The sequence below is a fragment of the Pseudomonas marvdashtae genome, from assembly GCF_014268655.2.
Classification (GTDB): Bacteria; Pseudomonadota; Gammaproteobacteria; order Pseudomonadales; family Pseudomonadaceae; genus Aquipseudomonas; species Aquipseudomonas marvdashtae.
The window spans coordinates 36,505-62,129 of the sequence record NZ_JABWQX020000009.1; the positions used below are offsets into that span (position 1 = coordinate 36,505).

13 protein-coding genes and 1 pseudogene are annotated in these 25,625 nt (G+C 60.9%); 8 read left to right on the forward strand and 6 right to left on the reverse strand.

Features of this window, described 5'->3' with window-relative positions; genetic code table 11:
• Positions 1-68: 68 nt before the first annotated feature.
• Positions 69-3,008 (reverse strand): bifunctional [glutamate--ammonia ligase]-adenylyl-L-tyrosine phosphorylase/[glutamate--ammonia-ligase] adenylyltransferase, encoded by a 2,940-nt coding sequence (gene glnE / locus HU742_RS26300; protein ID WP_186644425.1) that lies wholly within the window; start codon positions 3,006-3,008, stop codon positions 69-71.
• Positions 3,009-3,390: 382 nt separating this feature from the next.
• On the opposite strand from glnE, the gene aceE reads away from it, so the two are divergent.
• The 5 genes from aceE (at position 3,391) to msrA (ending at position 12,989) form a co-directional block, all read left to right on the forward strand.
• Positions 3,391-6,036, forward strand: coding sequence for a pyruvate dehydrogenase (acetyl-transferring), homodimeric type (gene aceE, locus HU742_RS26305; protein ID WP_186639770.1), 2,646 nt, complete (start codon positions 3,391-3,393; stop codon positions 6,034-6,036).
• Positions 6,037-6,047: 11 nt separating this feature from the next.
• Positions 6,048-7,682 (forward strand): dihydrolipoyllysine-residue acetyltransferase, encoded by a 1,635-nt coding sequence (aceF, locus tag HU742_RS26310; protein ID WP_186644424.1) that lies wholly within the window; start codon positions 6,048-6,050, stop codon positions 7,680-7,682.
• Between the two features lie 293 nt (positions 7,683-7,975).
• Positions 7,976-9,370 carry an alkaline phosphatase D family protein gene (locus HU742_RS26315; RefSeq protein WP_186644452.1) on the forward strand — a complete coding sequence of 465 codons (1,395 nt, stop codon included), beginning with the start codon at positions 7,976-7,978 and terminating at the stop codon, positions 9,368-9,370.
• Positions 9,371-9,563: 193 nt separating this feature from the next.
• Positions 9,564-12,257, forward strand: coding sequence for a putative bifunctional diguanylate cyclase/phosphodiesterase (locus tag HU742_RS26320; RefSeq protein ID WP_186644423.1), 2,694 nt, complete (start codon positions 9,564-9,566; stop codon positions 12,255-12,257).
• Positions 12,258-12,341: 84 nt separating this feature from the next.
• Positions 12,342-12,989 (forward strand): peptide-methionine (S)-S-oxide reductase MsrA, encoded by a 648-nt coding sequence (msrA, locus tag HU742_RS26325; RefSeq protein WP_186644421.1) that lies wholly within the window; start codon positions 12,342-12,344, stop codon positions 12,987-12,989.
• Positions 12,990-13,039: 50 nt separating this feature from the next.
• On the opposite strand, the gene HU742_RS26330 is transcribed toward msrA, so the two are convergent.
• The 3 genes from HU742_RS26330 to putP all read right to left on the reverse strand — a co-directional run bounded on the left by HU742_RS26330 (position 13,040) and on the right by putP (position 17,839).
• Positions 13,040-13,879, reverse strand: a complete 840-nt coding sequence (locus HU742_RS26330) for a 23S rRNA (adenine(2030)-N(6))-methyltransferase RlmJ (RefSeq protein WP_186639762.1) — start codon at positions 13,877-13,879, stop codon at positions 13,040-13,042.
• A gap of 102 nt (positions 13,880-13,981) precedes the next feature.
• Positions 13,982-16,000 carry a type VI secretion system Vgr family protein gene (locus HU742_RS26335; protein WP_186644419.1) on the reverse strand — a complete coding sequence of 673 codons (2,019 nt, stop codon included), beginning with the start codon at positions 15,998-16,000 and terminating at the stop codon, positions 13,982-13,984.
• 354 nt (positions 16,001-16,354) lie between these two features.
• Positions 16,355-17,839 (reverse strand): sodium/proline symporter PutP, encoded by a 1,485-nt coding sequence (gene putP, locus HU742_RS26340; RefSeq protein ID WP_186639758.1) that lies wholly within the window; start codon positions 17,837-17,839, stop codon positions 16,355-16,357.
• Between the two features lie 461 nt (positions 17,840-18,300).
• Here putP and putA point away from each other — a divergent pair, with 461 nt between their 5' ends.
• Complete coding sequence (gene putA / locus HU742_RS26345) at positions 18,301-22,254, forward strand: trifunctional transcriptional regulator/proline dehydrogenase/L-glutamate gamma-semialdehyde dehydrogenase (protein ID WP_186644417.1); 3,954 nt, start codon at positions 18,301-18,303, stop codon at positions 22,252-22,254.
• 155 nt (positions 22,255-22,409) lie between these two features.
• Positions 22,410-24,212, forward strand: a complete 1,803-nt coding sequence (locus HU742_RS26350; RefSeq protein ID WP_186644415.1) for an acyl-CoA dehydrogenase — start codon at positions 22,410-22,412, stop codon at positions 24,210-24,212.
• A 54-nt stretch (positions 24,213-24,266) separates the two neighbouring features.
• Here HU742_RS26350 and HU742_RS26355 read toward each other — a convergent pair whose 3' ends face one another.
• Positions 24,267-24,569 carry a cell division protein ZapA gene (locus HU742_RS26355; RefSeq protein ID WP_186639752.1) on the reverse strand — a complete coding sequence of 101 codons (303 nt, stop codon included), beginning with the start codon at positions 24,567-24,569 and terminating at the stop codon, positions 24,267-24,269.
• Entirely contained in the window at positions 24,566-24,796 is a 231-nt protein-coding gene (locus HU742_RS26360; protein WP_186639750.1) for a hypothetical protein, read from the reverse strand. The genes HU742_RS26355 and HU742_RS26360 overlap by 4 nt, the downstream gene beginning before the upstream one ends.
• Positions 24,797-25,120: 324 nt before the next feature.
• On the opposite strand from HU742_RS26360, the pseudogene HU742_RS27165 reads away from it, so the two are divergent.
• A pseudogene (locus HU742_RS27165) lies at positions 25,121-25,549 on the forward strand (MCP four helix bundle domain-containing protein); the annotation flags it as partial.
• Between the last annotated feature and the right edge of the window lie 76 nt (positions 25,550-25,625).

Consider the following 25,625-nt stretch of genomic DNA (forward strand, 5'->3'; position numbering starts at 1 on the left):
GGGAGCGACCCTGCTCAACGATGTCGTCGCATTTCCCTCTCGCGACTATGCGCTCCCACACTCAATACTCAGCTCAGCCCCAGCTCACGCCAGATCCGCAGCACCTGCCGGCGCTCATCGACGAACTGGTCGCCAGCGATCACCCCGGCGTCTTTCTGCAAGGCCTGGCGGTGAGCGGCGGAGCGGTAGGCCTTGTAGGCCTCGCGCAACAGCGTGGCATCTTCGACCGGCATCAACCCGACCTCCTGCAACCCGTCCAGGATGCGGATGTTATCGGTGTAGCGCACCAGCGTGGGGTGTTCCTCGGACCACGCCAGGGCCGCGTATTGCACCATAAATTCAATATCGACGATACCTCCGGCATCCTGCTTGAGGTCGAAGGGCGCCGTGGCCTCGAAGGCGTTCGGCGCGGTCCCGGCGGCGGTGGCCTTGCTGCCGAGGTTGTCGCGCATCTTGGCGCGCATCTCGCTGACCTCCTGGCGCAGCGTCGGCAGATCACGCTTGCGCCCCAGCACCTGCACGCGGACTTTCTCGAAGGCCTGGCCGACGTCCTGGCTGCCCACCAGGACCCGGGCGCGCACCAGCGCCTGGTGCTCCCAGGTCCAGGCTTCGTTTTCCTGGTAGCGGGCAAACGCCCCAAGGGAACTGACCAGCAACCCGGACGCCCCCGACGGTCGCAGGCGCATGTCCACTTCGTACAACTGCCCGGAGTTGGTCTGCGCCGTCAGCAAGTGAATGATCCGCTGACCGAGCCGGGTGAAGAACTGCGCGCCGTCGATGGGTTTCGGGCCGTCGGTTTCCGCCTGTGGGTCGCCATCGTGGATGAACACCAGGTCCAGGTCGGAACCATGCCCCAGTTCCAGCCCGCCGACTTTCCCGTAACCGACAATAATGAATCCCGGATCGCACAGGATGCCGTCGGTGCGCAATGGCACGCCGTGCTTGGCAACAGTTTGGCGCCAAGCCAGGGCCAGCACTTGTTCGAGGATCGCTTCGGCCAGCCAGGTCAGGTAATCGCTGACCTTCATCAGCGGCAGGCTCCCGGCGATTTCCGAGGCCGCGACCCGCAAGCGGTGAGCCAGTTTGAAATGGCGCAGGGCTTCCATTTGTTGCTCGAGGTCATCCTCGGGAATGCGCGTCAGGCGCTCACGCAATTCCGCTGCCAACTCCGGCGCGAGGGGCGGCTTGAACAAGCGACCTTCATTGAGCAATTCATCGAGCAGCAGTGGGAAACGGGTGATCTGCTCGGCGATCCACGGGCTCGCTGCGCACAGCGTCAGCAAACGTCGCAGGGCGCCGGGGTTTTCCGTCAACAACACCAGATAGGCCGAACGTCGGGCCACGGCTTCTACCAGCGGCAACACTCGCTCAAGGACCAGATCCGGATTCGCATGCTCCACGGCCTGGGCCAGCAAGCGCGGAATGAACGCATCCAGACGCTCGCGCCCCAGGCGCTGCATGGCGCGCAGTTGCGGACTTGCGCGCAGCGCCGCCAGGGCCTTCAGGGCTTTGGGCGCATCGACGAAGCCGCCCTCCTCCAATTGACGACACGCTGCCTCTTCATCCTGGCTGTCTTCCCACAACGGCAACCACTCGCCGCCCACCGCGACTTCGCCTTCGCTACCCTCTTCCTCGTCCGGGTCGGCAATGACCTGGCCGAAATGCCACGCCACGCGGCCGCGCCAGTACATCAACTGTTCATGGAACGTCGACCAATCAGCGAAGCCCAGCATGCACGCTATGCGCGCCTGGTCTTGCGGGCCGTCCGGCAACATCTGCGTCTGGCGGTCGGCGATGGCCTGGATCGCATGCTCGGTGTAACGCAGGAATTCATAGCCCTGGCGCAGTTCGTCAACGACCTTGGCCGGCAGATAGCCCTGGCCTTCCAGGGTGCTCAGCACTTTAAGCAGCGGGCGCTGCTGCAAGCTCAAGTCGCGACCGCCGTGGATCAACTGGAACGCCTGGGCAATGAACTCCACCTCGCGAATGCCGCCCGAGCCCAGCTTGATGTTGTCGGCCAAACCCTTGCGCCGTACTTCCTGCTGGATCAGCTGCTTCATGGTGCGCAGCGCTTCGATGGCGGAAAAATCCAGGTAACGGCGGTAAACGAATGGGCGCAGCATGTCGAGCAATTGCGCGCCGGCCACTTGGTCGCCGGCGACGACGCGCGCCTTGATCATGGCGTAGCGCTCCCAGTCGCGCCCCTGGTCCTGGTAATACTGTTCCAACGCGTTGAAGCTCAACACCAGCGCGCCGGCCGAACCATAAGGACGCAGGCGCATGTCGACGCGAAACACAAAACCGTCGACCGTCATCGGGTCCAACGCTTTTATCAGGCGCTGGCCGACCCGAATGAAAAACTCCTGGTTATCCAACGGTCGCTTCACACCCGCGGTTTCACCCCCTTCGGGGTAAGCGAAAATCAGGTCGATGTCCGACGACAGGTTCAGCTCCACCGCACCGAGCTTGCCCATGCCCAGGATGACCATGTGCTGTGGTTCGCCGCTGCGTCGCCCGGTGGGCGTGCCGAACTGCTGGCTGAGGCGCTGGTACAGCCATTGATAGGCCTGGTCGATGCAGGTATCGGCCATGTCCGAGAGATCGCGACAGGTCTGGACCAGATCCGCCTGGCGGATCAGGTCGCGCCAGATGATCCGCACCTGTTGACGGGTTCGCTGGCGGCGCAGCACGCGCCCCAGCTCATCCTCGGTCTCGGCGGCCTGCACGGCGGCAGCAATCTGTGCGCGCATCTCACCCGGGGCGAAGCTGCGGTCCAGTTCACCGCTGCGCACCAGTTCCAATAGCATCGAAGGGTCTCGTACACTTTGCTCGATGACAAAGTCACTGGCGGCGGCGATGCGGTGGAACTCGGACCAACGCTGCGCCGTCCAGGCCGATAGCCCGTGGTCGTCATCCAGAGCGGCGACCGCCGCACGGAACGACTGCTCGGCACGACTGACCAATGACTGGAGAATCGCCGGTATTTCGGCTAGCGAGGGCAGGCTCATGGTCTATCCTTGATCGGCGCGGGAAAGGCTGGATGTAGTGTTTTTTCAAAAGCCACTACCTGATCGACTGTCGAACAAAGATGATAAATAGCTGATTTTCTGGTTTTATTGGCAGCCGGCATCAAGTTTTTACCTGTTCGAGTTGGCTAAAGACCAACAGTAACGATTATTCTCACAACGAAACGAGGGGCCATAAGCCGCTCGGGTGTAGTTTTACTACTCGTCTATACATTCGAAAGGCTGAAACGGCCGACGATTTGTAGTAAAACTACACGCCGCCGAGACAACCTTCGGCAATCCAAGAATTTATATCGTCTGCCCACAAGGCCAGTCGCAAACTCAGGCAACCGATTCTGGTAGCCTTTCCGCCCTGGAGCAAGCCATGCAAGACCTCGATCCCGTCGAAACCCAGGAATGGCTGGACGCCCTGGAATCGGTTCTCGACAAAGAAGGCGAAGACCGTGCTCATTATCTGATGACCCGTATGGGTGAACTCGCAACCCGCAGCGGTTCGCAACTGCCCTACGCCATCACCACGCCGTACCGCAACACGATCCCCGTTACCCACGAAGCACGCATGCCTGGCGACCTGTTCATGGAACGCCGCATTCGCTCGCTGGTGCGCTGGAACGCGTTGGCCATGGTCATGCGTACCAACCTGAAAGATTCTGACCTGGGCGGTCACATCTCCAGCTTCGCCTCCAGCGCGACGCTGTATGACATCGGCTTCAACTATTTCTTCCAGGCCCCGACCGACGAACACGGCGGCGACCTGATCTACTTCCAGGGTCACGCATCGCCAGGCGTCTACGCCCGTGCGTTCATGGAAGGCCGCATCACCGAAGACCAGATGAACAACTTCCGCCAGGAAGTGGACGGCAACGGCCTGTCCTCGTATCCGCACCCTTGGCTGATGCCGGACTTCTGGCAGTTCCCGACCGTTTCCATGGGCCTGGGCCCGATCCAGGCGATCTACCAGGCGCGCTTCATGAAGTACCTGGAAGCGCGTGGCTTCATCCCGGCCGGCAAGCAGAAAGTCTGGTGCTTCATGGGTGACGGCGAGTGCGACGAGCCGGAATCCCTGGGCGCAATCTCCCTGGCCGGCCGCGAGAAGCTGGACAACCTGATCTTCGTCATCAACTGCAACCTGCAGCGCCTCGACGGCCCGGTTCGCGGCAACGCCAAGATCATCCAGGAACTCGAAGGCGTGTTCCGTGGTGCCCAGTGGAACGTCAACAAAGTCATCTGGGGCCGTTTCTGGGACCCACTGCTGGCCAAGGACGTCGACGGCATCCTGCAACGCCGCATGGACGAAGTCATCGACGGCGAGTACCAGAACTACAAGGCCAAGGACGGCGCGTTCGTCCGTGAGCACTTCTTCAACTCGCCTGAACTCAAGGCGATGGTTGCAGACTTGTCCGACGACGAGATCTGGAAACTCAACCGTGGCGGCCACGACCCATACAAGGTCTATGCGGCATACCACCAGGCGGTCAATCACAAAGAGCAACCGACCGTCATCCTGGCCAAGACCATCAAGGGTTATGGCACCGGTGCCGGCGAAGCGAAGAACACCGCGCACAACACCAAGAAAGTCGACGTCGACAGCCTGAAGTTGTTCCGCGACCGCTTCGACATTCCGGTCAAGGACAGCGAGCTGGAAAACCTGCCGTTCTTCAAGCCGGAAGAAGGCAGCGCCGAAGCCCGTTACCTGGCCGAGCGCCGTGCCGCACTGGGCGGTTTCGTGCCCCAGCGCCGCGCCAAGAGCTTCAGCCTCCCGACGCCGCCACTGGAAACCCTCAAGGCTATCCTGGACGGCTCGGGCGACCGTGAAATCTCCACCACCATGGCCTTCGTGCGGATCCTCGCGCAATTGGTCAAGGACAAGGAAATCGGCTCGCGCATCGTCCCGATCATCCCGGACGAAGCCCGCACCTTCGGTATGGAAGGCATGTTCCGCCAACTGGGCATCTACTCGTCCGTCGGCCAGCTCTATGAGCCAGTCGATAAAGACCAGGTGATGTTCTACCGCGAAGACAAGAAGGGCCAGATCCTCGAAGAAGGCATCAACGAAGCGGGCGCCATGAGCTCCTTCATTGCCGCCGGTACTTCGTATTCCAGCCACAACCAGCCGATGCTGCCGTTCTACATCTTCTACTCGATGTTCGGCTTCCAGCGTATCGGCGACCTGGCCTGGGCCGCTGGCGACAGCCGTACCCGTGGCTTCCTGATCGGCGGCACCGCCGGCCGGACCACGCTGAACGGCGAAGGCCTGCAGCACGAAGACGGCCACAGCCACATGCTGGCCGGGACCATCCCGAACTGCCGCACCTATGATCCGACCTACGGCTACGAGCTGGCGGTGATCATCCAGGACGGCATGAAGAAGATGACCGAAGAGCAGCAGGACGTCTTCTACTACATCACCGTGATGAACGAGTCCTACCAGCAGCCAGCCATGCCGGCCGGCGTGGAAGCCGGCATCGTCAAGGGCATGTACCTGCTTGAAGAAGACACCCGCGAAGCGGCGCACCACGTCCAGCTGATGGGCTCCGGCACCATCCTGCGCGAAGTGCGTGAAGCGGCGAAGATCCTGCGTGAAGAGTTCAACGTCGGCGCCGACGTCTGGAGCGTTACCAGCTTCAACGAACTGCGTCGCGACGGCCTGGCCGTAGAGCGCAGCAACCGCCTGCACCCTGGCCAGAAGCCAAAACTGAGCTACGTCGAAGAGTGCCTGAACGGCCGCAAAGGTCCGGTCATCGCCTCCACCGACTACATGAAGCTGTTCGCCGAGCAGATCCGCCAGTGGGTTCCTTCCAAGGAATTCAAAGTGCTGGGCACCGACGGTTTCGGCCGTAGCGACAGCCGCAAAAAGCTGCGTCACTTCTTCGAAGTCGACCGTAAGTTCGTTGTGTTGGCAGCCCTGGAAGCCCTGGCTGACCGTGGCGATATCGAACCTAAAGTGGTGGCCGAAGCCATCGCCAAGTTCGGCATCGACCCGGAAAAACGCAACCCACTGGACTGCTGAGGAGAATTTCCGTGAGCGAACTCATTCGCGTACCTGACATCGGCAGCGGTGAAGGTGAAGTAATTGAACTGTTTGTAAAGGTCGGCGACCGTATCGAAGCCGAGCAGAGCATCCTGACGCTTGAGTCGGACAAGGCCAGCATGGAAGTGCCCGCGCCAAAGGCCGGCATCATCAAGAGCCTGAAAGTGAAGCTGGGCGATCGCCTGAAAGAAGGCGACGAGTTGCTGGAGCTGGAAGTCGAGGGCGCCGCCGAGGCGCCTGAAGCGGCCGCCCCTGCCGCTGCCCCGGCGGCGGCTGAAAAGCCTGCCGCCGCACCGGCTGCCGAAGCGGCTCCCGCACCCGCTGCTGCGCCTGCCGCGGCCACGGTCCAGGACATTCATGTCCCGGACATCGGTTCGTCGGGCAAGGCCAAGATCATCGAAGTGTTGGTCAAGGCCGGCGACACCGTCGAAGCCGACCAGTCGCTGATCACCCTGGAATCCGACAAGGCCAGCATGGAAATCCCATCGCCGGCCGCCGGTGTGGTGGAAAGCGTCGAGGTCAAGCTGGACGACGAAGTCGGTACCGGTGACCTGATCCTGAAGCTGAAAGTAGCGGGTGCCTCGGCCCCTGCCCCGGCTGCAGCGCCTGCCGCCAAGGCTGAAGCGGCTCCAGCGCCAGCCCCAGCCGCCGCGCCCGCCGCCAAGGCCGAGCCTGCCCCAGCCCCTGCTGCCGCACCTGCGCCAAGCGGTACCAAGGTGCACGCCGGTCCTGCGGTGCGTCAGCTGGCCCGTGAATTCGGCGTCGAGCTGTCGGCCGTTGGCCCAAGCGGTCCTCACGGCCGCGTGCTGAAGGAAGACGTGCAAGCCTACGTCAAGGCCATGATGCAGAAGGCCAAGAACGCACCGGCCGAAGGCGCCACCGGCGGCGCGGGTATCCCGCCGATTCCGGCAGTGGACTTCAGCCGCTTCGGCGAAACCGAAGAAGTGGCCATGACTCGCCTGATGCAGATCGGCGCGTCGAGCCTGCATCGCAGCTGGCTGAACATCCCGCACGTGACGCAGTTCGACCAGGCCGACATCACCGAACTGGAAGCCTTCCGCGTTGCACAGAAAGCCGTGGCCGAAAAAGCCGGCGTGAAGCTTACCGTGCTGCCACTGCTGCTCAAGGCCTGTGCACACCTGCTCAAGGAACTGCCGGACTTCAACAGCTCCCTGGCCCCAAGCGGCAAGGCTGTGATTCGCAAGAAGTACGTGCACATCGGCTTTGCCGTCGACACCCCGGAAGGCCTGCTGGTACCGGTCATCCGCAACGTCGACCAGAAGAGCCTGCTGCAACTGGCTGGCGAAGCCGCTGCCCTGGCTGAAAAAGCCCGGAACAAGAAGCTCACCGCCGACGACATGCAAGGCGCCTGCTTTACCATTTCCAGCCTTGGCCACATTGGCGGCACCGGCTTCACGCCGATCGTCAACGCGCCGGAAGTGGCGATCCTGGGCGTCTCCAAGGCTACCATCCAGCCTGTCTGGGACGGTAAAGCCTTCCAGCCGAAGCTGATGCTGCCATTGTCGCTGTCCTACGATCACCGTGTGATCAACGGCGCCGCCGCTGCACGCTTCACCAAGCGCCTGAGCGACCTGCTGGGCGACATCCGCACCATCCTGCTGTGACACCGAACGGCCCTCCTCGCGGAGGGCCGTTGGGAATCCGTTTTCCGAGCGCCACGCTCGTACCTCAACCCCGCCCATTTGGCGGGGCTTTTTTTTGCGTGAAATAAAACAGTGTGTGCTTAAACGACTTTTCCTACTCGTTACGCAAAAAAGACTACATACCCTGTTAGTAATTGCCCACAGCAATCGCCCCCTCCCCTATCAATATTTATTGCATCTCGAGCTATAGCATAAGTTCAGCGCGCCCACCGACGGCTCGCACTAAACTTATATAACTTCGAATGGATTCGAACATGCAAAAGCCAACTGTCGGCCCTATTGTCGGCCACACAACAACCGACCACACGCGCATATTCCTGCGCGGCGAAGAACACAATAAGAATCCGGCATTTGCTGGTATTCGCTATAGGCGAAAAGGTGATACCGCATGGTCAAAAGCACAATTCGTTCAACTGACACCTCACCGCGACATGTCCGAAGTCATCGTTCTGGAGGACCTCCAGGCCGACACCGCCTACGAATATCAGGCCGGCTGGATAACCCTCTTGAATCCAACCCATACGGTAGAAACCATCCAAGAGCTGCCGTTGCAGTGGCCCAGGGACATTTATGAACTGAAAACACCCTCTAGCAAGCCTTACGTTGCCCGGAGCTACATCGTTGGCTCCTGCCGATACCTGCGAATGACCTTCGGCGTTCCGGCAGGACCGGAACAGGGGGATCGCACGTTCGCCGGTATCAATCGAATCATGGAGCAGGCCAATCCGCCCATCAGTGCGGTATTGATGACCGGGGATCAGGTATATCTCGATGACTTGAATATTATTGCCCCGGATCGCACTTTCAAGGAAATCCTGCTCAAGTATCGCAGCGCCTTTTCCCAACCCCATATTAAAAAACTGATGTCCGGCGCACCGACGTACATGATGCTCGACGACCATGAAATCGAAGACAACTGGCCTGCCAGTAAGAACGAAGGGGATGAGACCCTTTATGTAAATGCTCTTGAAGCGTATGAACTTTATCAGGCCAGCCACAGCCCGGCGCACGAACTTTTAAATGACGGTACGCTCAGTCGTTCCTTGAAGCATTACTGGTATCAGTTCGCTCATGGCGATATCGAGTGGTTCGTTACCGACACCCGGACCCGACGCAACCTGTCGGCGCACGCTCGGCGTATCCTCGATGAAGAACAGGAACAATCGCTTTTCGACTGGCTGATCAACAGCCCCGCCCGGGTCAAATTTGTCGTGACCAGCGTGCTGCTCTACCCCGACCGCAGCTTCAATGGCGGGGATGCCTGGCAGGCCTTTCCCGAGCAGCGCCTGCGCTTGCTTGAAACCATCCGCAATCATCGGATCAAAAACGTGATTTTCGTGTCGGGTGACGTACATGGCTCCTTGACCAGTTGCCTGGCTCATAGCCAGGATCCTGACTTCCAGGTTCATACCATCGTTTCGTCGCCGTTCTGCAACAGCAAACTGTTGCCCTACGCCACAGCTTCGACTTTCATTTTTGGCAAGCCCATGGCCGAGGCACCAAGCGGCGACTATCACTATGAACTGACCAGCAAGGTAATCAGCCAGGACAATTTCGCCCAGCTGAACGTCACGACCCAGAGCATTCAGGTGACGTTTCATGACCGTGACGGCACCCCGCTGGAGATCGTCGATATACCGTTGCGCTGAGCAGCCAAGGCACAACAAGTGCCTCCGATCGGCTGACAACTGGAGAAATCTCCTTGTCGGCCGATAAAAGGTTTATAGCACTTGGCCTTCATGTCTCTTGTCAGCCGGTGCCGCAATGATGCAACCTTGCGGGAATCCGTAATAACGAGGGCGTCAGCCCGGCGCGATCAGCATTTTCGAAGCGAGTTTCCCCATGAAAAGCCAACCCGATGCCGCCAGCCGTATGGCGGCCGAGGTAGTGACGCAGTTACCGGTGCCCTCGCGGCTCGGTATGCTGCGTTTCGAACGGCTGAATGAAGCAAGCTGGGCGCTGCTATTTCTTGATCCCAATTGCGAACGTTACTTCGGTGTGCCGGCGGTTGAGCTGTGCTCGCTGGTCAGTTCTCCTTACGCCAGCCTGATGGAGCCTGAAGCGCGCTATCAGCTGCATGACGCGATCCAGCAGCAGCTGGCCCAGGCGTCGCACTACCTGATCCGCTATACGCTGCACACCGCCCAGGGACCGATGAACCTGCTGGAAACAGGTGAGGCTTACAAGCAGCACAATCGTCATCTGCTGCGCGGCTATCTGATCGCCGTGGACAACTTGCTGCAAGACGGGCCATCCCTACCGGCCTTAGACCTGGAAACTCAGAATTCAAGACTGCAAATTGCCCTGGAACTGAACCAGCGCGCCCAACAGGAGCAGCTCCAGCACCTTGATCGGGTCCGCGCCCAACAAGACCTGATCTTGCTGCTGACCCGGCAACGCTACAGCGCCAACAATTCGCTACAAGAAGCCGCCGAGCTGATTACCCGCAGCGCCTGCGACATCTATGAGATCGACTCCGCGAGCATCTGGAACCTGGACGACGGCAAGCTGCTGCCGATCTCGGCCTACAACCGAGCCTCCCAGGCTTATTACTTGCCGGCAGTGATCAATGCCGATGAATTCCCGGATTACATGGAAGCATTGCAGACCTGCCGGGCCATCGACGCCCACAATGCAATGCGCGACCCACGCACGCGAGAAATGGCCGAGAACCTGCGCGCCCGCGACGTCAATGCGATCCTCGATGCCAGCATCCGGATCGACGGCCAGGTGGTCGGTGTGCTGTGTCTGGAGCAAGTGGGTGCCACTCGTGCCTGGCAGTCGGACGAGATCGCCTTCGCTGGCGAACTGGCCGACCAATTCGCCCAGGTCATCAACAACCACAACCGCCGCACAGCCACCAGCGCCCTGCACCTGTTCCAGCGTGCCGTGGAACAAAGCGCCAACGCGTTCCTGCTGGTCAACTGCGACGGTGTGGTGGAGTACGTCAACCCGAGCTTCACCGCCATCACCCAGTACACCACCGAAGAAGTCCACGGCCAGCGCCTGTCCGAGCTGCCCGCCCTGGAAAATCTCAGCGAACTGCTGTTCGACGCGCCGTCGGCCCTGGCCCAGAGCAACAGTTGGCAGGGCGAGTTCAAGAGCCGACGCAAAAACCTCGAGCCCTACTGGGGCCAGCTGTCGATTTCAAAGGTCTATGGCGACAACCGCGAACTGACCCACTACATCGGCATCTACGAAGACATCACCCAGACCAAGCTCGCCCAACAGCGCATCGAGCGCCTGGCCTATACCGATAACTTGACCAACCTGGGCAACCGTCCGGCCTTCATTCGCAACCTTGATGAGCGCTTCGCCCGAGACAGCGACTCGCCTATCAGCCTGCTGTTGGTGGACATCGACAACTTCAAGCGCATCAACGACAGCCTTGGCCACCAGACCGGCGACAAGTTGCTGATCAGCCTGGCCCGGCGTTTGCGCAACAGCCTGAGCCCCAGCGGCAGCCTGGCACGATTCGCCAGTAATGAATTCGCGGTACTGCTGGACGACACCGACCTTGAAGCCGGCCAGCAGATCGCCAGCCAGTTGCTGATGACGCTCGACAAGCCGATGTTCGTCGACAACCAGTTGATCAGCGTGACGGGCTCCGTAGGCCTGGCCTGCGCACCTTTGCATGGGCGCGACCCCCAGACACTGATGCGCAACGCCGGGCTGGCCCTGCATAAGGCCAAGGCCAACGGCAAGCATCAGGTCCAGGTATTCACCGAAGCGCTGAACGCCGAGGCCAGCTACAAGCTGTTCGTGGAAAACAACCTGCGCCGCGCCCTGACCCAGAATGAGCTCGACGTGTTCTACCAGCCCAAGCTGTGCCTGCGCAGCGGCCGCCTGCTGGGCATGGAGGCGCTATTGCGCTGGAACCATCCGGAAAAAGGCATGATCCGTCCGGACCAGTTCATCAGCGTGGCCGAGGAAACCGGGCTGATCATCCCCATCGGCAAATGGATCGCGCGCCAGGCCTGCCGCATGAGTAAACAACTGACCGCCGCCGGCCTGGGCAACCTGCAAGTGGCGATCAACCTGTCGCCCAAGCAGTTCTCCGACCCGGACCTGGTAGCCTCGATCGCCAGCATCCTCAAGGAAGAACAGCTGCCGGCCCGATTGCTGGAACTGGAGTTGACCGAGGGCCTGCTGCTCGAAGCCACCGAAGACACCCACCTGCAGCTCGACCAGCTCAAGCGCCTGGGCCTGACCCTGGCCATGGACGACTTCGGCACCGGGTATTCATCCCTCAGCTACCTGAAGAAATTCCCGATCGACATCATCAAGATCGATCGCAGCTTCATCCACGAAATCCCGGACAACCAGGACGACATGGAAATCACCTCCGCCGTGATCGCCATGGCCCACAACCTGAAACTCAAGGTCGTGGCCGAAGGCATCGAGACCGCCCAGCAGCTGGCGTTCCTGCGTCGCCACCGTTGCGACGTCGGCCAAGGCTACCTGTTTGACCGGCCGATCCCTGGCTCCGAGCTCATCGAGAAGCTCAAGCGCTACCCGCGCGGGCCGCTTGTCTGACAGCCGCTTATAGCTTGCGGCCGCTTTTCTGAGGCACACTGACGGTCTATTTCGCTCAACTCAATCTGACTGAGAGGACTGATAATGGTCTTGCGCTCGGAAATCCTGGTGAACAAAAACGTGCTTCCTACTCAAGAACAAGCTCTGCCTGGCCGTGAAACCCCGATGACAGTGCCGGAAAAACACTTCGTCCATGACGCGCCGCTGCTGGGCCCGTTTGCCATGGACGTGGACTTCGCGATCTTCGGCCTGGGCTGCTTCTGGGGCGCGGAGCGCAAGTTCTGGCAACGCGAGGGCGTGGTCAGCACGGCGGTGGGTTATGCGGGCGGCTTTACGCCGAATCCGACATATGAAGAAGTCTGTTCGGGCCTGACCGGCCACAGCGAAGTGGTGCTGGTGGTCTATGAGCCAGCAAAAGTGAGCTACGAAGAACTTCTGAAAATGTTCTGGGAACTGCACAACCCAACCCAGGGCATGCGCCAGGGCAATGACATCGGCACCCAGTACCGCTCGGTAATCTACTGCACCACGCGTGAGCAACTGGCAGCGGCGAATAAGAGCAAGGAGATCTTCCAGGCCGAACTGAACAAGGCCGGCAAGGGCGAAATCACCACCGAAATCGACGAAGCGCCGACGTTCTATTTTGCCGAGGCCTATCACCAGCAATACCTGGCCAAGAATCCTGAAGGGTATTGCGGGATCGGCGGTACGGGCGTGACTTGCCCGATCTGACCTTCCGGTCTTGCCCACATGATGGCGCCCTTCCAGGCGCCATCAATGCCTCAACTCTCAGCGATCAACCAATCCATCTGCCACCCACCCTGGGTCTGCCCAAGCTTCTTGGACAGCCACGGCAGCAACTCCCGCAATTCCTCTTCAAGTCCCCAAGGGGGATTGGCAATCGCCAGGCCGGAGCCGTTCAGGCTGTTGGGCGTTGCCAATGGATGCACCAGCAACTCTACCCGCAACAGCTTCGGTGCGCCGGTGCCGGCCAAGTCTTGGTAGAAGCGACGCAACATCCGCTGGTCCTTCACCGGGTACCAGATCGCCGCCACGGTCTGGCGCATCCGGCTGATGGCCTCCTTGAGGGACGCGGCGCAGCGCTGCATCTCGTCGAGCTGTTCGAACGGCGGATCGATCAGCATCAAGGCACGCTTCTCGGTCACCGGCAGCAGCGCCCGAGGCACATGCCAGCCTTCGCCCAGATGCACCGCCACGCGACGGTCACCCTTCATGTTGTCCTTGAGGAGCACGCCGTCCTCGGGATGCTTCTCGTTGAGCAAGACGCGGTCCTGGGCACGTGTCAGGCGCCGCGCCAGTTCCGGTGAGCCTGGGTAATAGCGCAACTGGCCGTCCGGGTTCATCTCGCGCAGAACGTTCATGTAGTCGGCGGTGAGCGGCGGCAAGTCATCCTGGCCCCACAGCCGCGCAATGCCCTCCAGGTATTCACCGGTGCGATTGGCCTGGTCACCCTGCAAGTCGTACAAGCCGATGCCCGCGTGAGTGTCGAGATAGGCGAAAGGCTGATCCTTGCGCGACATCAAGGCGATGAGGCGGGTCAAGACCAGGTGTTTGAACACGTCGGCGTGATTGCCGGCGTGGAAGGCGTGACGATAATTCATGGCGGCTCCTGCGAAGGCCGCCGAGTTTACCTTGAAGCGCGCCGAACGTCAGGGGTTCGCGGCCGAGCGGACGAACAGTCGTCAGCCCGGCCCTGTGGCGAGCTACGACAAACTACAAGCGCCGTCCTTGCACCGCTCGCACTCCTCGCAGAAGGGTGCCGGACTTCTCAAGCTCAGTATTTGCGCGAGGGAAAGGTGAGGGGCCAGGGCTGCGGTGAGCTTTTCCGGGGCGCCGGGCGCGATGGGTGCGGCGCCTTTTGCGACCATTGCGGCGCCGCCCACCTGGATCGGCACGCTGCTGAAGATCCCACCCGGTCCGATGTTGATCCAGTGCCCCCCCGCCTGGATGGTCGCGCTGGCGCCCGCCTCCAACACGACCTGCTGGCCGGCGCTGACATGAAATCCCCCAGCGGCGCTGACGGCCTGGTTGGCGACGCGGATGTGCCGGTCGCCCGCGACCAGCAAATGATCGTCCTGTCGGATTTCAACCTGGCGCCGCCCCTGAGTGATGCGCTGCTCGTCAGCCTTGAGCTCATGCCGCGCCAGACCGGTGACGACGATGCTGCGCTGGTGGTCGACCTGCACGCGCTGGTCATGCAGTACGTGCTGGGTCCAGTTGCGCTGCGCCCGCAGGTAGATTTCCTCGGCGCCCTTGCGGTCCTCGATGCGCAACTCGTTGTAGCCGCCACCACCCGGGCTGCTCTGGCTGCGCAGGATGCTGCGGGTCTTGTCCGCCGGCAGGTCGAGCGGCACCGGGTTGGCACCGTTCGGCAGACAGCCAACCACCAACGGCTTGTCGACGTCGCCCTCCATGAATCCCACCAGGACTTCCATGCCGACCCGAGGAATCATCACGCTGCCGTAATGACCATGAGCCCAACCGGTGGCCACGCGCAGCCAGCAACTGGACTGTTCATCACGCTCACCGTCGCGGTCCCAGACCAATTGCACCTTGACCCGCCCAAACTCATCGCAATGGATCTCACTGCCCTGCGGCCCCGTCACCACGGCAGGCTGATAGCCGTTAACGGTCGGCTTCTTGTGCTGCAAGGGCGGACGAAAGAACACATCCCACGGCGTTGCGAGAAAGGTATTACGGTAGCCTTGGAACTCTTCCGGGCCAATCGAGGCGGTTTCTTCAAGCACTTGCGGCTGGCGGCCATGGTGGTCGATTTGCGTCAGCAACCAAAGGTCATTCCATGGCGCCCGTGGGTGCTCCTTGATGCGCATGAAATGCCCGCTGGCAAAGGCACTGTCGTCACCGCTGCCCTGGGCCACGCGATGGTCGGCGCCATGGCGTTCGAGGGTGCGCCGGGCCAAGAGCTTGCCATCCTCACGATCGATAAACTGACCCGGGTAGTGATAACTCTCAAGCGACGGTAATCGCTGGTTGTCGAGGCCAGCCTGAAGCTGGAGGCCGGGCTTGCGAAAGTCATAATCGTGCAGTGTCACGGCCGTGGTGCGGGTCTGCAGACGCACCGCCAGGCGCTTGATCGCCGGCTCGCCGGCAGCCATGCCGCTGCCCGGCAGGTACAGCGTCGATTCAGGCAAGCGAGGAAACATCGTCTGGTCGTCGCCGAACACCAGCAGGTGGCCGCCAAGGCTGTGCTGGAAGTGATAGTGAATGCCGACCTCAGCGCAAATCCGCTCGATAAAGGCCAGATCGCTTTCACCGTACTGCACACAATATTCACGTTCGGGGTATTGCCCGCCAAGGCTGAACTGGTAGGCGTCGGCGAAGATGCCGTGGTCCTTCAAGATACTGGCGACGATATCCGGCACGCTCAGGTGTTGGAAAACCCGCCGGTTGATGCGATGGCGCAAGTACGCCAGGCGCGGCACCAGGCTGATCTGGTAGCGGGACAGGCGCTTGCCCGAATCGCCTTGGGCCACGCTGTAGACCTGGCCGTGTATTCCACCACCTCGATCATCGAAACTCAGGTACGCCTGGCGATGCAGTAGATCTTCAAGCGCCAGGTCGGGCCGCTCACTGACCAGCTCCAGGTCAAAGCAGTAGGGCTGGCTGATAGCTTCCTTGCCCTTGAACTCAAGCACCCTGAGCTCATTTGGCCCGCTGTCGAACGTCAGCGTGAAACGTGGTTGGTTGGCAGGCGCGAACATCCGATGTGCCTCTGCTGAATGAAGACGGGCGATTCTGCATCAGCTATTCGGAGTCTGGATCGGACGTTGTGAAAAACAGATTTGCCTTACATCTGATAAGCCAAAAACTTCGGGGCGCGCTGTACTTTCTTACAGACAAATTTTGCGTCGTGGGTGGCTGGAAGCATTCGCACGCATGAATCGCAACCATGACAGCCCGCTACAAGGGGTGGGCCATTAGCGGACTCCGGCGTGCTGATCTTCCTCAACCAGCCCGACGATTCGGACGGACACCCATAAAAAAAACGGCCCGTCTCCAAGGGAGGCGGGCCGTTTTTTGATGCTAGGACGAGCCGTGCAGGCCTCGCCGAAAGCTTACTGGTTCAAGCGGAAATCTTTCTCGGCCGCGTCGAAGCGCTGCAGCATACCGGCGGTAGGCGAGCCCATCTTGCTGACAAAATAGATAGCCAGGCTAGCGAAGATGAAGCCCGGGATGATTTCGTACAGGCCCAGCAGTTCGAAGTGTTTCCAGACCACGACGGTGATCGCACCAACCAGGATACCGGCCAGGGCGCCATTGCGGGTCATGTTCTTCCAGATTACCGAGATCAGAACAACCGGACCGAATGCGGCACCGAAACCGGCCCAGGCGTAGCTCACCAGACCCAGTACACGATTTTCCGGGTTAGCAGCCAGGGCGATGGCGACCAATGCCACCAACAACACCATGGCACGACCGACCCAGACCAATTCCAGCTGGGAAGCGCTCTTGCGCAGGAAGGTCTTGTAGAAGTCTTCGGTCAGGGCGCTCGAGCACACCAGCAATTGGCAGCTCAGGGTGCTCATCACAGCGGCCAGGATGGCCGACAGCAGTACTCCGGCAACCCAAGGATTGAACAGGATCTTGGCCAGTTCGATGAACACGCGCTCAGGGTTTTCGGTAACCGGGCCCGCGACTTCAGGATGGGCCGAGAAGTAAGCGATACCGAAGAAACCGACGGCAACGGTGCCGCCCAGGCACAGGATCATCCAGGCCATGGAGATGCGACGTGCCTTGGCGATCGACTTGACCGAATCCGCCGCCATGAAGCGCGCCAGGATGTGCGGTTGGCCGAAGTAGCCCAGGCCCCAGCCCATCAGCGAGATGATCCCGATGAAGGTGGTGTTTTTCAGCATGTCGAACGAAGTGGGATCTTTCGCTTCGATGGCCAGGAACGTGGTGTCGACACCGCCGGTGGCCAGCAGCACGATGATCGGCGTAAGGATCAACGCGAAGATCATCAAGGTGGCCTGTACGGTATCGGTCCAGCTCACGGCCAGGAAACCGCCGATAAAGGTGTAGGCGATGGTCGCGGCGGCACCGGCCCACAGCGCTGTCTCGTAGGACATGCCGAAGGTGCTTTCGAACAGGCGGGCACCGGCGACGATGCCGGACGCGCAGTAGATGGTGAAGAACACCAGGATGACGACCGCCGAGATGATTCGCAGCAAACCGCTGGTGTCTTCAAAACGGCTGGAGAAATAGTCTGGCAGCGTCAGCGCATCGCCGTTGTGCTCGGTCTGGACCCGCAGGCGACCGGCCACGAACAGCCAGTTCAGGTAGGCACCGATGATCAGGCCGATGGCGATCCAGCTTTCCGACAGGCCGGACATGTAGATAGCACCGGGCAAACCCATCAACAACCAGCCGCTCATGTCGGAGGCACCGGCAGAGAGGGCCGTCACGACACTGCCCAAGCTACGACCGCCCAGGATGTAGTCGGAAAGGTTATTGGTGGAGCGGTAAGCCATCAGGCCGATCAGGACCATGGCTGCGATGTAGATCACGAAGGTGATCAGGGTGGGGTTGCTAACACTCATGAGTTACGCCCTGGCTTTGTTTTTATGGTGCGGTGGCAGTTGAAAGCGCCGACAACGCAGACGTTGTACCGACGGTTTGCAGACCCGCAAATTTATGACTGATGTTTCCCCAGGAAAGCCATCAGCCGATGCCCCTCGGCTTGGAGCCGGTTGCACCTTGGCCGCGAATGCTATTCAACAAATCAAATAAGGTGCAACCAGTTTCGTTCGAATCAGTTGCACCCAGTCGGTTTTTTCGCCGAACCGACCTTTTTTGCTCCCTTTTAGTGCAGTAACAGCGATTCGCTAGAAGCCAAAGCACTAAGGGGGTGCAGTTAAGCGAACACAGGAATTCATTTCCTGACGAGCTGCGGAATATTCCGACAAAAAAGGGTTGCACCCGGTTGCACCTCATTCAGCTCGCAGCTAATCTTGCCGCCAGCTGATGCCACGCGGTACGTGGCAAACATGAGGATAAAAATATGGCTACCACCACCCTTGGGGTCAAACTCGACGACCCGACCCGCGAACGCCTCAAGGCGGCCGCGTCCTCGATTGATCGCACGCCGCACTGGCTGATCAAGCAGGCAATCTTCAATTATCTGGAGAAACTCGAGGGTGGTGCAACCCTGACCGAACTGAACGGTTCGATCCGCGCCGACAGCGACGACGCTGGCGAGGTCCAGGCCGATCACGCTCACCAGTGCTTCCTGGAATTCGCCGAGAGCATCCTTCCGCAATCGGTCTTGCGCGCATCCATTACCGCCGCTTACCGCCGCCCGGAACCGGAAGTGGTGCCAATGCTGATCGAGCAGGCACGCCTGCCGGCTGAAATGGCCGAGGCCACCAACAAGCTCGCCGCGTCGATTGCTGAAAAACTGCGTAACCAGAAGAGTGCCGGCGGCCGTGCCGGTATTGTTCAGGGCCTGTTGCAGGAATTTTCCCTGTCGTCCCAGGAAGGCGTGGCGCTGATGTGCCTGGCCGAGGCGCTGCTGCGGATCCCGGACAAAGGCACCCGCGATGCCCTGATCCGCGACAAGATCAGCACCGGCAACTGGCACCCGCACCTGGGCAACAGCCCATCGCTGTTCGTCAACGCTGCCACTTGGGGCCTGCTGCTGACTGGCAAACTGGTCGCCACCCATAATGAAGCCGGCCTGACTTCGTCCCTGAGCCGCATCATCGGCAAGAGCGGCGAGCCGATGATCCGCAAGGGCGTCGACATGGCGATGCGCCTGATGGGCGAGCAGTTCGTCACCGGCGAAACCATCGCTGAAGCCCTGGCCAACGCCAGCAAGTTCGAATCCAAGGGCTTCCGCTATTCCTACGACATGCTGGGTGAAGCCGCACTCACCGAACATGACGCCCAGAAGTACCTGGCCTCGTACGAACAAGCCATCCACTCCATCGGCAAAGCGTCCCATGGCCGTGGGATTTACGAAGGCCCAGGTATTTCCATCAAGCTCTCGGCCCTGCACCCGCGTTACAGCCGCGCCCAGTACGAACGCGTCATGGAAGAGCTGTACCCGCGCCTGCTGTCGCTGACCTTGCTGGCCAAGCAATATGACATCGGCCTGAACATCGACGCCGAAGAGGCCGACCGTCTCGAACTGTCCCTGGACCTGCTCGAGCGCCTGTGCTTCGAACCGCAGCTGACCGGCTGGAACGGCATCGGTTTTGTGATCCAGGCGTACCAGAAGCGTTGCCCGTACGTGATCGACTACGTCATCGACCTGGCCCGTCGCAGCCGTCACCGCCTGATGATCCGCCTGGTGAAAGGCGCGTACTGGGACAGCGAGATCAAGCGCGCCCAAGTCGAAGGCCTGGAAGGCTACCCGGTCTATACCCGCAAGGTGTACACCGACGTTTCCTACATCGCTTGTGCGCGCAAGTTGCTGTCGGTGCCGGAAGTCATCTACCCGCAATTCGCCACGCACAACGCCCATACCCTGTCGGCCATTTACCACATTGCCGGTCAGAACTATTACCCGGGGCAGTACGAATTCCAGTGCCTGCACGGCATGGGCGAACCGCTGTACGAACAGGTTGTAGGCAAAGTCTCCGAAGGCAAGCTGAACCGTCCGTGCCGCGTGTACGCCCCGGTCGGCACCCACGAAACATTGCTGGCTTACCTGGTGCGTCGCCTGCTGGAGAATGGCGCGAACACCTCGTTCGTCAACCGCATCGCCGACCAGTCCATTTCCATCCAGGAATTGGTGGCCGACCCGGTAGCAAGCATCGAGCAGATGGCGACGCTGGAAGGTGGTTTCGGCCTGCCGCACCCGCGCATTCCGTTGCCGCGCGACCTGTATGGCAGCGAGCGCGCCAACTCCAGCGGCATCGACTTGGCCAACGAGCATCGCCTGGCTTCGCTGTCCTGCGCCCTGCTGGCCACCGCCCATAACGACTGGAAAGCCGCGCCGATGCTCGGTTGCGCCGCCAGCGAAGAAGCCCCCGCGCCGGTCTTGAACCCCGCCGATCACCGCGACGTGGTCGGTCATGTGCAGGAAGCCACCGTCGCCGATGTCGACAACGCCATCCAGTGCGCACTCAACGCCGCACCGATCTGGCAGGCCACGCCCCCGGCCGAGCGCGCCGCGATCCTTGAACGCGCCGCCGACCTGATGGAAGGCGAGATCCAGCCGCTGATGGGCCTGCTGGCCCGCGAAGCCGGCAAGACCTTCGCCAATGCCATCGCCGAAGTGCGCGAAGCCGTGGATTTCCTACGCTACTACGCGGTGCAGGCTCGCAACGATTTCACCAACGACGCCCACCGCCCACTCGGCCCGGTTGTGTGCATCAGCCCGTGGAACTTCCCGTTGGCGATTTTCAGTGGCCAGGTCGCGGCCGCACTCGCCGCTGGCAACCCGGTACTGGCCAAGCCCGCCGAGCAAACGCCATTGGTGGCTGCCCAGGCAGTGCGCCTGTTGCTCGAAGCCGGCATTCCGGAAGGCGTCCTGCAACTGCTGCCCGGTCGCGGCGAAACCGTCGGTGCCCGCCTGGTGGGTGACGATCGCGTCAAAGGCGTGATGTTCACCGGTTCCACCGAGGTCGCGCGCCTGTTGCAACGCAACGTCGCCGGACGCCTGGACAACCAGGGCCGACCGATTCCGCTGATCGCCGAAACCGGTGGCCAGAACGCAATGATCGTCGACTCCTCGGCGCTGACCGAACAAGTGGTCATCGACGTGGTGTCCTCGGCCTTCGACAGCGCCGGCCAGCGTTGCTCGGCCCTGCGGGTCCTGTGCTTGCAGGAAGATTCCGCCGACCGCGTCATCGAAATGCTCAAGGGCGCCATGGCCGAATCTCGCCTCGGCAACCCTGAACGCCTGTCGGTAGACATCGGCCCGGTGATCGACGCCGAGGCCAAGGCCGGCATCGAGAAACACATCCAGGCCATGCGTGACAAAGGTCGCACTGTGTACCAGATGGCAATCGCCGACAGTGACGAGTGCAAGCGCGGCACCTTTGTGATGCCGACCTTGATCGAGCTGGAAAGCTTCGATGAGCTGCAGCGCGAAATCTTCGGCCCGGTGCTGCACGTGGTGCGCTACAAGCGCAAGGAGCTGGACCAGTTGATCAACCAGATCAACGCCTCCGGCTATGGCCTGACCCTTGGCGTGCACACGCGTATCGACGAGACCATCGCCAAGGTCATCGACAACGTCCATGCCGGTAACGTCTACGTGAACCGTAACATTGTCGGTGCCGTGGTCGGCGTGCAGCCGTTCGGCGGCGAAGGCCTGTCGGGCACCGGTCCGAAAGCCGGTGGTCCGCTGTACCTGTACCGCCTGCTGTCGACACGTCCTACCGATGCGATTCAGCAATCGTTCGTGCGTGGCGATGCCCTGGCGGCGCCGGACCTGCGTTTGCGCGACGCCATGGGTAAACCGCTGGCGGCGCTGCAAGCCTGGGCCGACAGTCAGAAACTCGCCGAACTGAGCGCCTTGTGCGTGCAGTTCGCGGCCCAGTCGCAGAGCGGTATTACCCGCCAGCTGACCGGCCCGACCGGCGAACGCAACAGCTACGCCATCCTGCCGCGTGAGCACGTGCTGTGCCTGGCCGACGTCGAAGGCGATCTGCTGACGCAACTGGCGGCCGTACTGGCCGTGGGCGGCTCGGCCGTGTGGCCGGAAACCGACACCAGCAAGGCGGTGTTCGCACGCTTGCCGAAGGACATTCAGGCACGCATCCAGCGGGTAGCCGACTGGACCAAGGACGATGTGCTGTTCGACGCGGTCCTGCATCACGGCGACTCGGACCAACTGCGTGGGGTGTGCCAGCAAGTGGCCAAGCGCGCCGGCGCCATTGTCGGGGTACATGGCTTGTCCCAGGGCGAAACCAATATCGCCTTGGAACGCCTGGTCATCGAACGCGCCCTGAGCGTCAACACCGCGGCGGCGGGCGGTAACGCCAGCCTGATGACGATAGGTTAAGGGCAGCTGTAAGTTTCGAGCTGCAAGCTGCAAGTAGGCAAATTCGCTTACTTTCAGCTTGCGGCTTGTACTGCTTTATCAACCCCATCAATCATCCTGTTCAGCCTTTATCAGCCCACCTAGACTCGGCCCACTTCCAAAAAAGGTAGGCCGCCATGTCCGAGACGTTGCTCAGTTCCCGCAATCTGGCTTTCGAGCTGTATGAAGTCCTTGATGCCGAAGCCCTGACCCAGCGCGAACGGTTTGCCGAGCACAACCGCGAAACTTTCGACGCCGCCATCGGCACGGCCCGCAGCATCGCCGAGAAATTTTTCGCGCCTCACAACCGTAAGAATGATGAAAACGAACCGCGCTACGAGAATGGCGAGGCGATCCTGATTCCCGAGGTGAAACTGGCGGTGGATGCCTTTTTGGAGGCCGGTTTCCTCAACGCCGCGCGCAGCTTCGACGCCGGCGGAATGCAACTGCCGACATTGCTGTCCCAGGCCTGCTTCGCGCATTTTCAATCGGCCAATGCCGCTTCGACCTCTTATCCGTTCCTGACCATGGGCGCGGCGAACCTGATCGAGAGCTTCGGCAGCGAAGAGCAAAAACGCCGTTTCCTGCAACCGATGATCGACGGCCGATTCTTCGGCACCATGGCCCTGACCGAGCCCCACGCGGGCTCATCACTGGCGGATATTCGTACGCGCGCGGAGCCGGCTTGCGACGGTACCTATCGACTCAAGGGCAACAAGATCTTTATTTCCGGCGGCGATCATCCGTTGTCGGAAAACATCGTGCACATGGTGCTGGCGAAACTGCCGGATGCACCGCCAGGTGTGAAAGGCATTTCGCTGTTTATCGTGCCCAAGTTTTTGGTCAACGACGACGGCAGCCTCGGCCCGCGTAACGACGTGCTGTTGGCCGGACTATTCCACAAGATGGGTTGGCGCGGCACCACGTCTACCGCGCTCAACTTCGGCGACAACGGCGAATGTGTCGGTTATCTCGTAGGAAAACCGCACCACGGTCTGAGCTATATGTTCCAGATGATGAACGAGGCGCGAATCGGCGTGGGTATGGGCGCAGTGATGCTGGGCTATGCCGGCTACCTGTACTCCCTCGAATACGCCCGCGAACGTCCGCAGGGCCGGGTACCCGACAGCAAGGACCCGACCGCCGCGCCCGTGGCGATCATCCAGCACGCCGACGTGCGCCGCATGTTGCTGACTCAAAAAGCCTACGTGGAAGGCTCATTTGACCTGGGCCTGTACGCGGCGCGGCTGTTCGACGACACCACCACCCTTGAAAGCGAGGCCGAGCGCCGCAGGGCCCATGAGCTGTTGGACCTGCTGACGCCGATCGTCAAATCCTGGCCATCGGAGTTCTGCCTGAAGGCCAACGAGCTGGCGATCCAGATCCTCGGCGGCCACGGCTACACCCGCGAATATCCGGTGGAGCAGTATTACCGCGACAACCGCTTGAACCCGATTCATGAGGGCACCCACGGTATCCAGTCGCTGGACTTGCTGGGGCGCAAACTGGCGCAAAACGGCGGTGCCGGGCTCAAACAACTGATTCGCCTGGTGGCCGACACCACCGAACGTGCCCAGCCATATGAATCGCTGACGTCCTTGCGTCAGCCGCTGGAGGCCCTGGTTACGCGCCTGCAAACGGTCACCCTCGGCCTGCTGACAGACCTGGCCCAAGGCAAGGTCAACAGCAGCCTGGCCAACTCAGCGCTGTACTTGAAGGTCTTCGGGCACATGGTGATCGGCTGGCGCTGGCTGGAACAGGCGATCCGTGCCGAGGAAGGACTTGCCAGGGGCAATGCAGCGGACAGCGACTTCTATCACGGCAAGCTGCAGGCCGCGCGTTACTTCCTGACTTGGGAAGTGCCCGGCTGCCACCACGAACTGGCAATTCTAGAGACGCGAGACGATACCTGCCTGGCGATGCGGGACGAGTGGTTCTGAGCCAAGACATTCAACGCGGCTGAAATCCAATCGCGAGAAAGCTCGCGATGGGCTTCAGGCCTGCTGAATAGTCTTGGCAATTACCTCGACCGTGGCGTTGACCTGTTCCTGGCATCGGTCGAGTTCCGCCCGGTGCTGCTTTTGCATTTCGATCTGCTGCGAGCACAGGTTCATGGCCGCCAGCACCAGCAGGCGGTCACCGATCAGCGTCGGATATTTGCGCTTGGTATCAGCCAGGGCGGACTTGAGCATCGAAGCGGCGTCCAGCAAGGCCTGCTCCTGCCCGGCCGGTGCCTTGATCGAATAATCCTCCCCGAGAATCGAGACGACTGTTACCCCGTCGACCCCGTGTTTCATGCGCTGGCCGTTGCGTTGCTGGCGCGCTCGACCAGGGCCTTGATACGCGCGGTGGTAGCGCCATGCAATTCTTCCTGCTCCATGAGGTTCAGCTGCAGGCTTTCGTTTTCATCCTTGGCCTTGGCCAGTTCAGCGCTCAGTGTTTCGTTCAGGCTGGTGAGGTCGCGGTTCTGTTGCACCAGGTCGTTGACCAATTGCTCCAGCTGACTGAGGGATGCTTCCAACATATTGATTTCCAGGCTTTTTCAAGGGGCGCGTACGATAAAGAAAAGTCACCGTCGGCGCCACGACTCAGAGGGCGGCAGTGCTCCGCTCGCGAGCTGTAAAGACTGTGAACACAGCATCTGGTTCCGACCCTTCGTCGCACCACCGGCCACGGAGTGCGACAAAAGCACGCAGTGCCCTCAAGACTTGACAGGCCAGACCGATAAGTCAGTGAAACCAGTCACAGCCCCGCACGGACGCGCTTCTTCACGGTAACTTCCATGTCCCTACGTAATATGAACATCGCGCCGCGGGCGTTCCTGGGGTTTGCCATGATCGGCGCCCTGATGCTGGCCCTGGGCGTCTTTGCCTTGAGCCAGATGAGCAAGATCCGCGAGTCGGGCGAAACCATCGCCCAGAACAGCGTACCCAGCATCAAGGCCCTGGACGAGTTCACCCAGCTCGCCCTGCGCCTGCGTGTGTTGTCCTATCGCCTGCTGACCAACCGCGAATCGGACGTCCAGCAAAAAACCTACGAGCTGTTCGAGCAGCGCAACCAGCAGATCCGCGAAGCGCAGACCGAATATGAAAAACTCATCAGCGCCCCTGACGAACGAGCCGCCTACGACCAGTACGTACAGCTGCTGAACCAGTACCGCCAGCTTGAAGAGCGGATGAAAACCCTTTCGCGCAATAATCAGCTCGACCAGCTGCAAGCGCTGCTCAACACCGAGTTGCTGAGCAACTCCGACGCCGTCAACGCGGCGATCACCCGTCTTACCGAGATCAACAACCGGCAAGCCGAGACGCTCAACCAGGACGCGGCACACCAGTACTCAACAGCGTTCACCT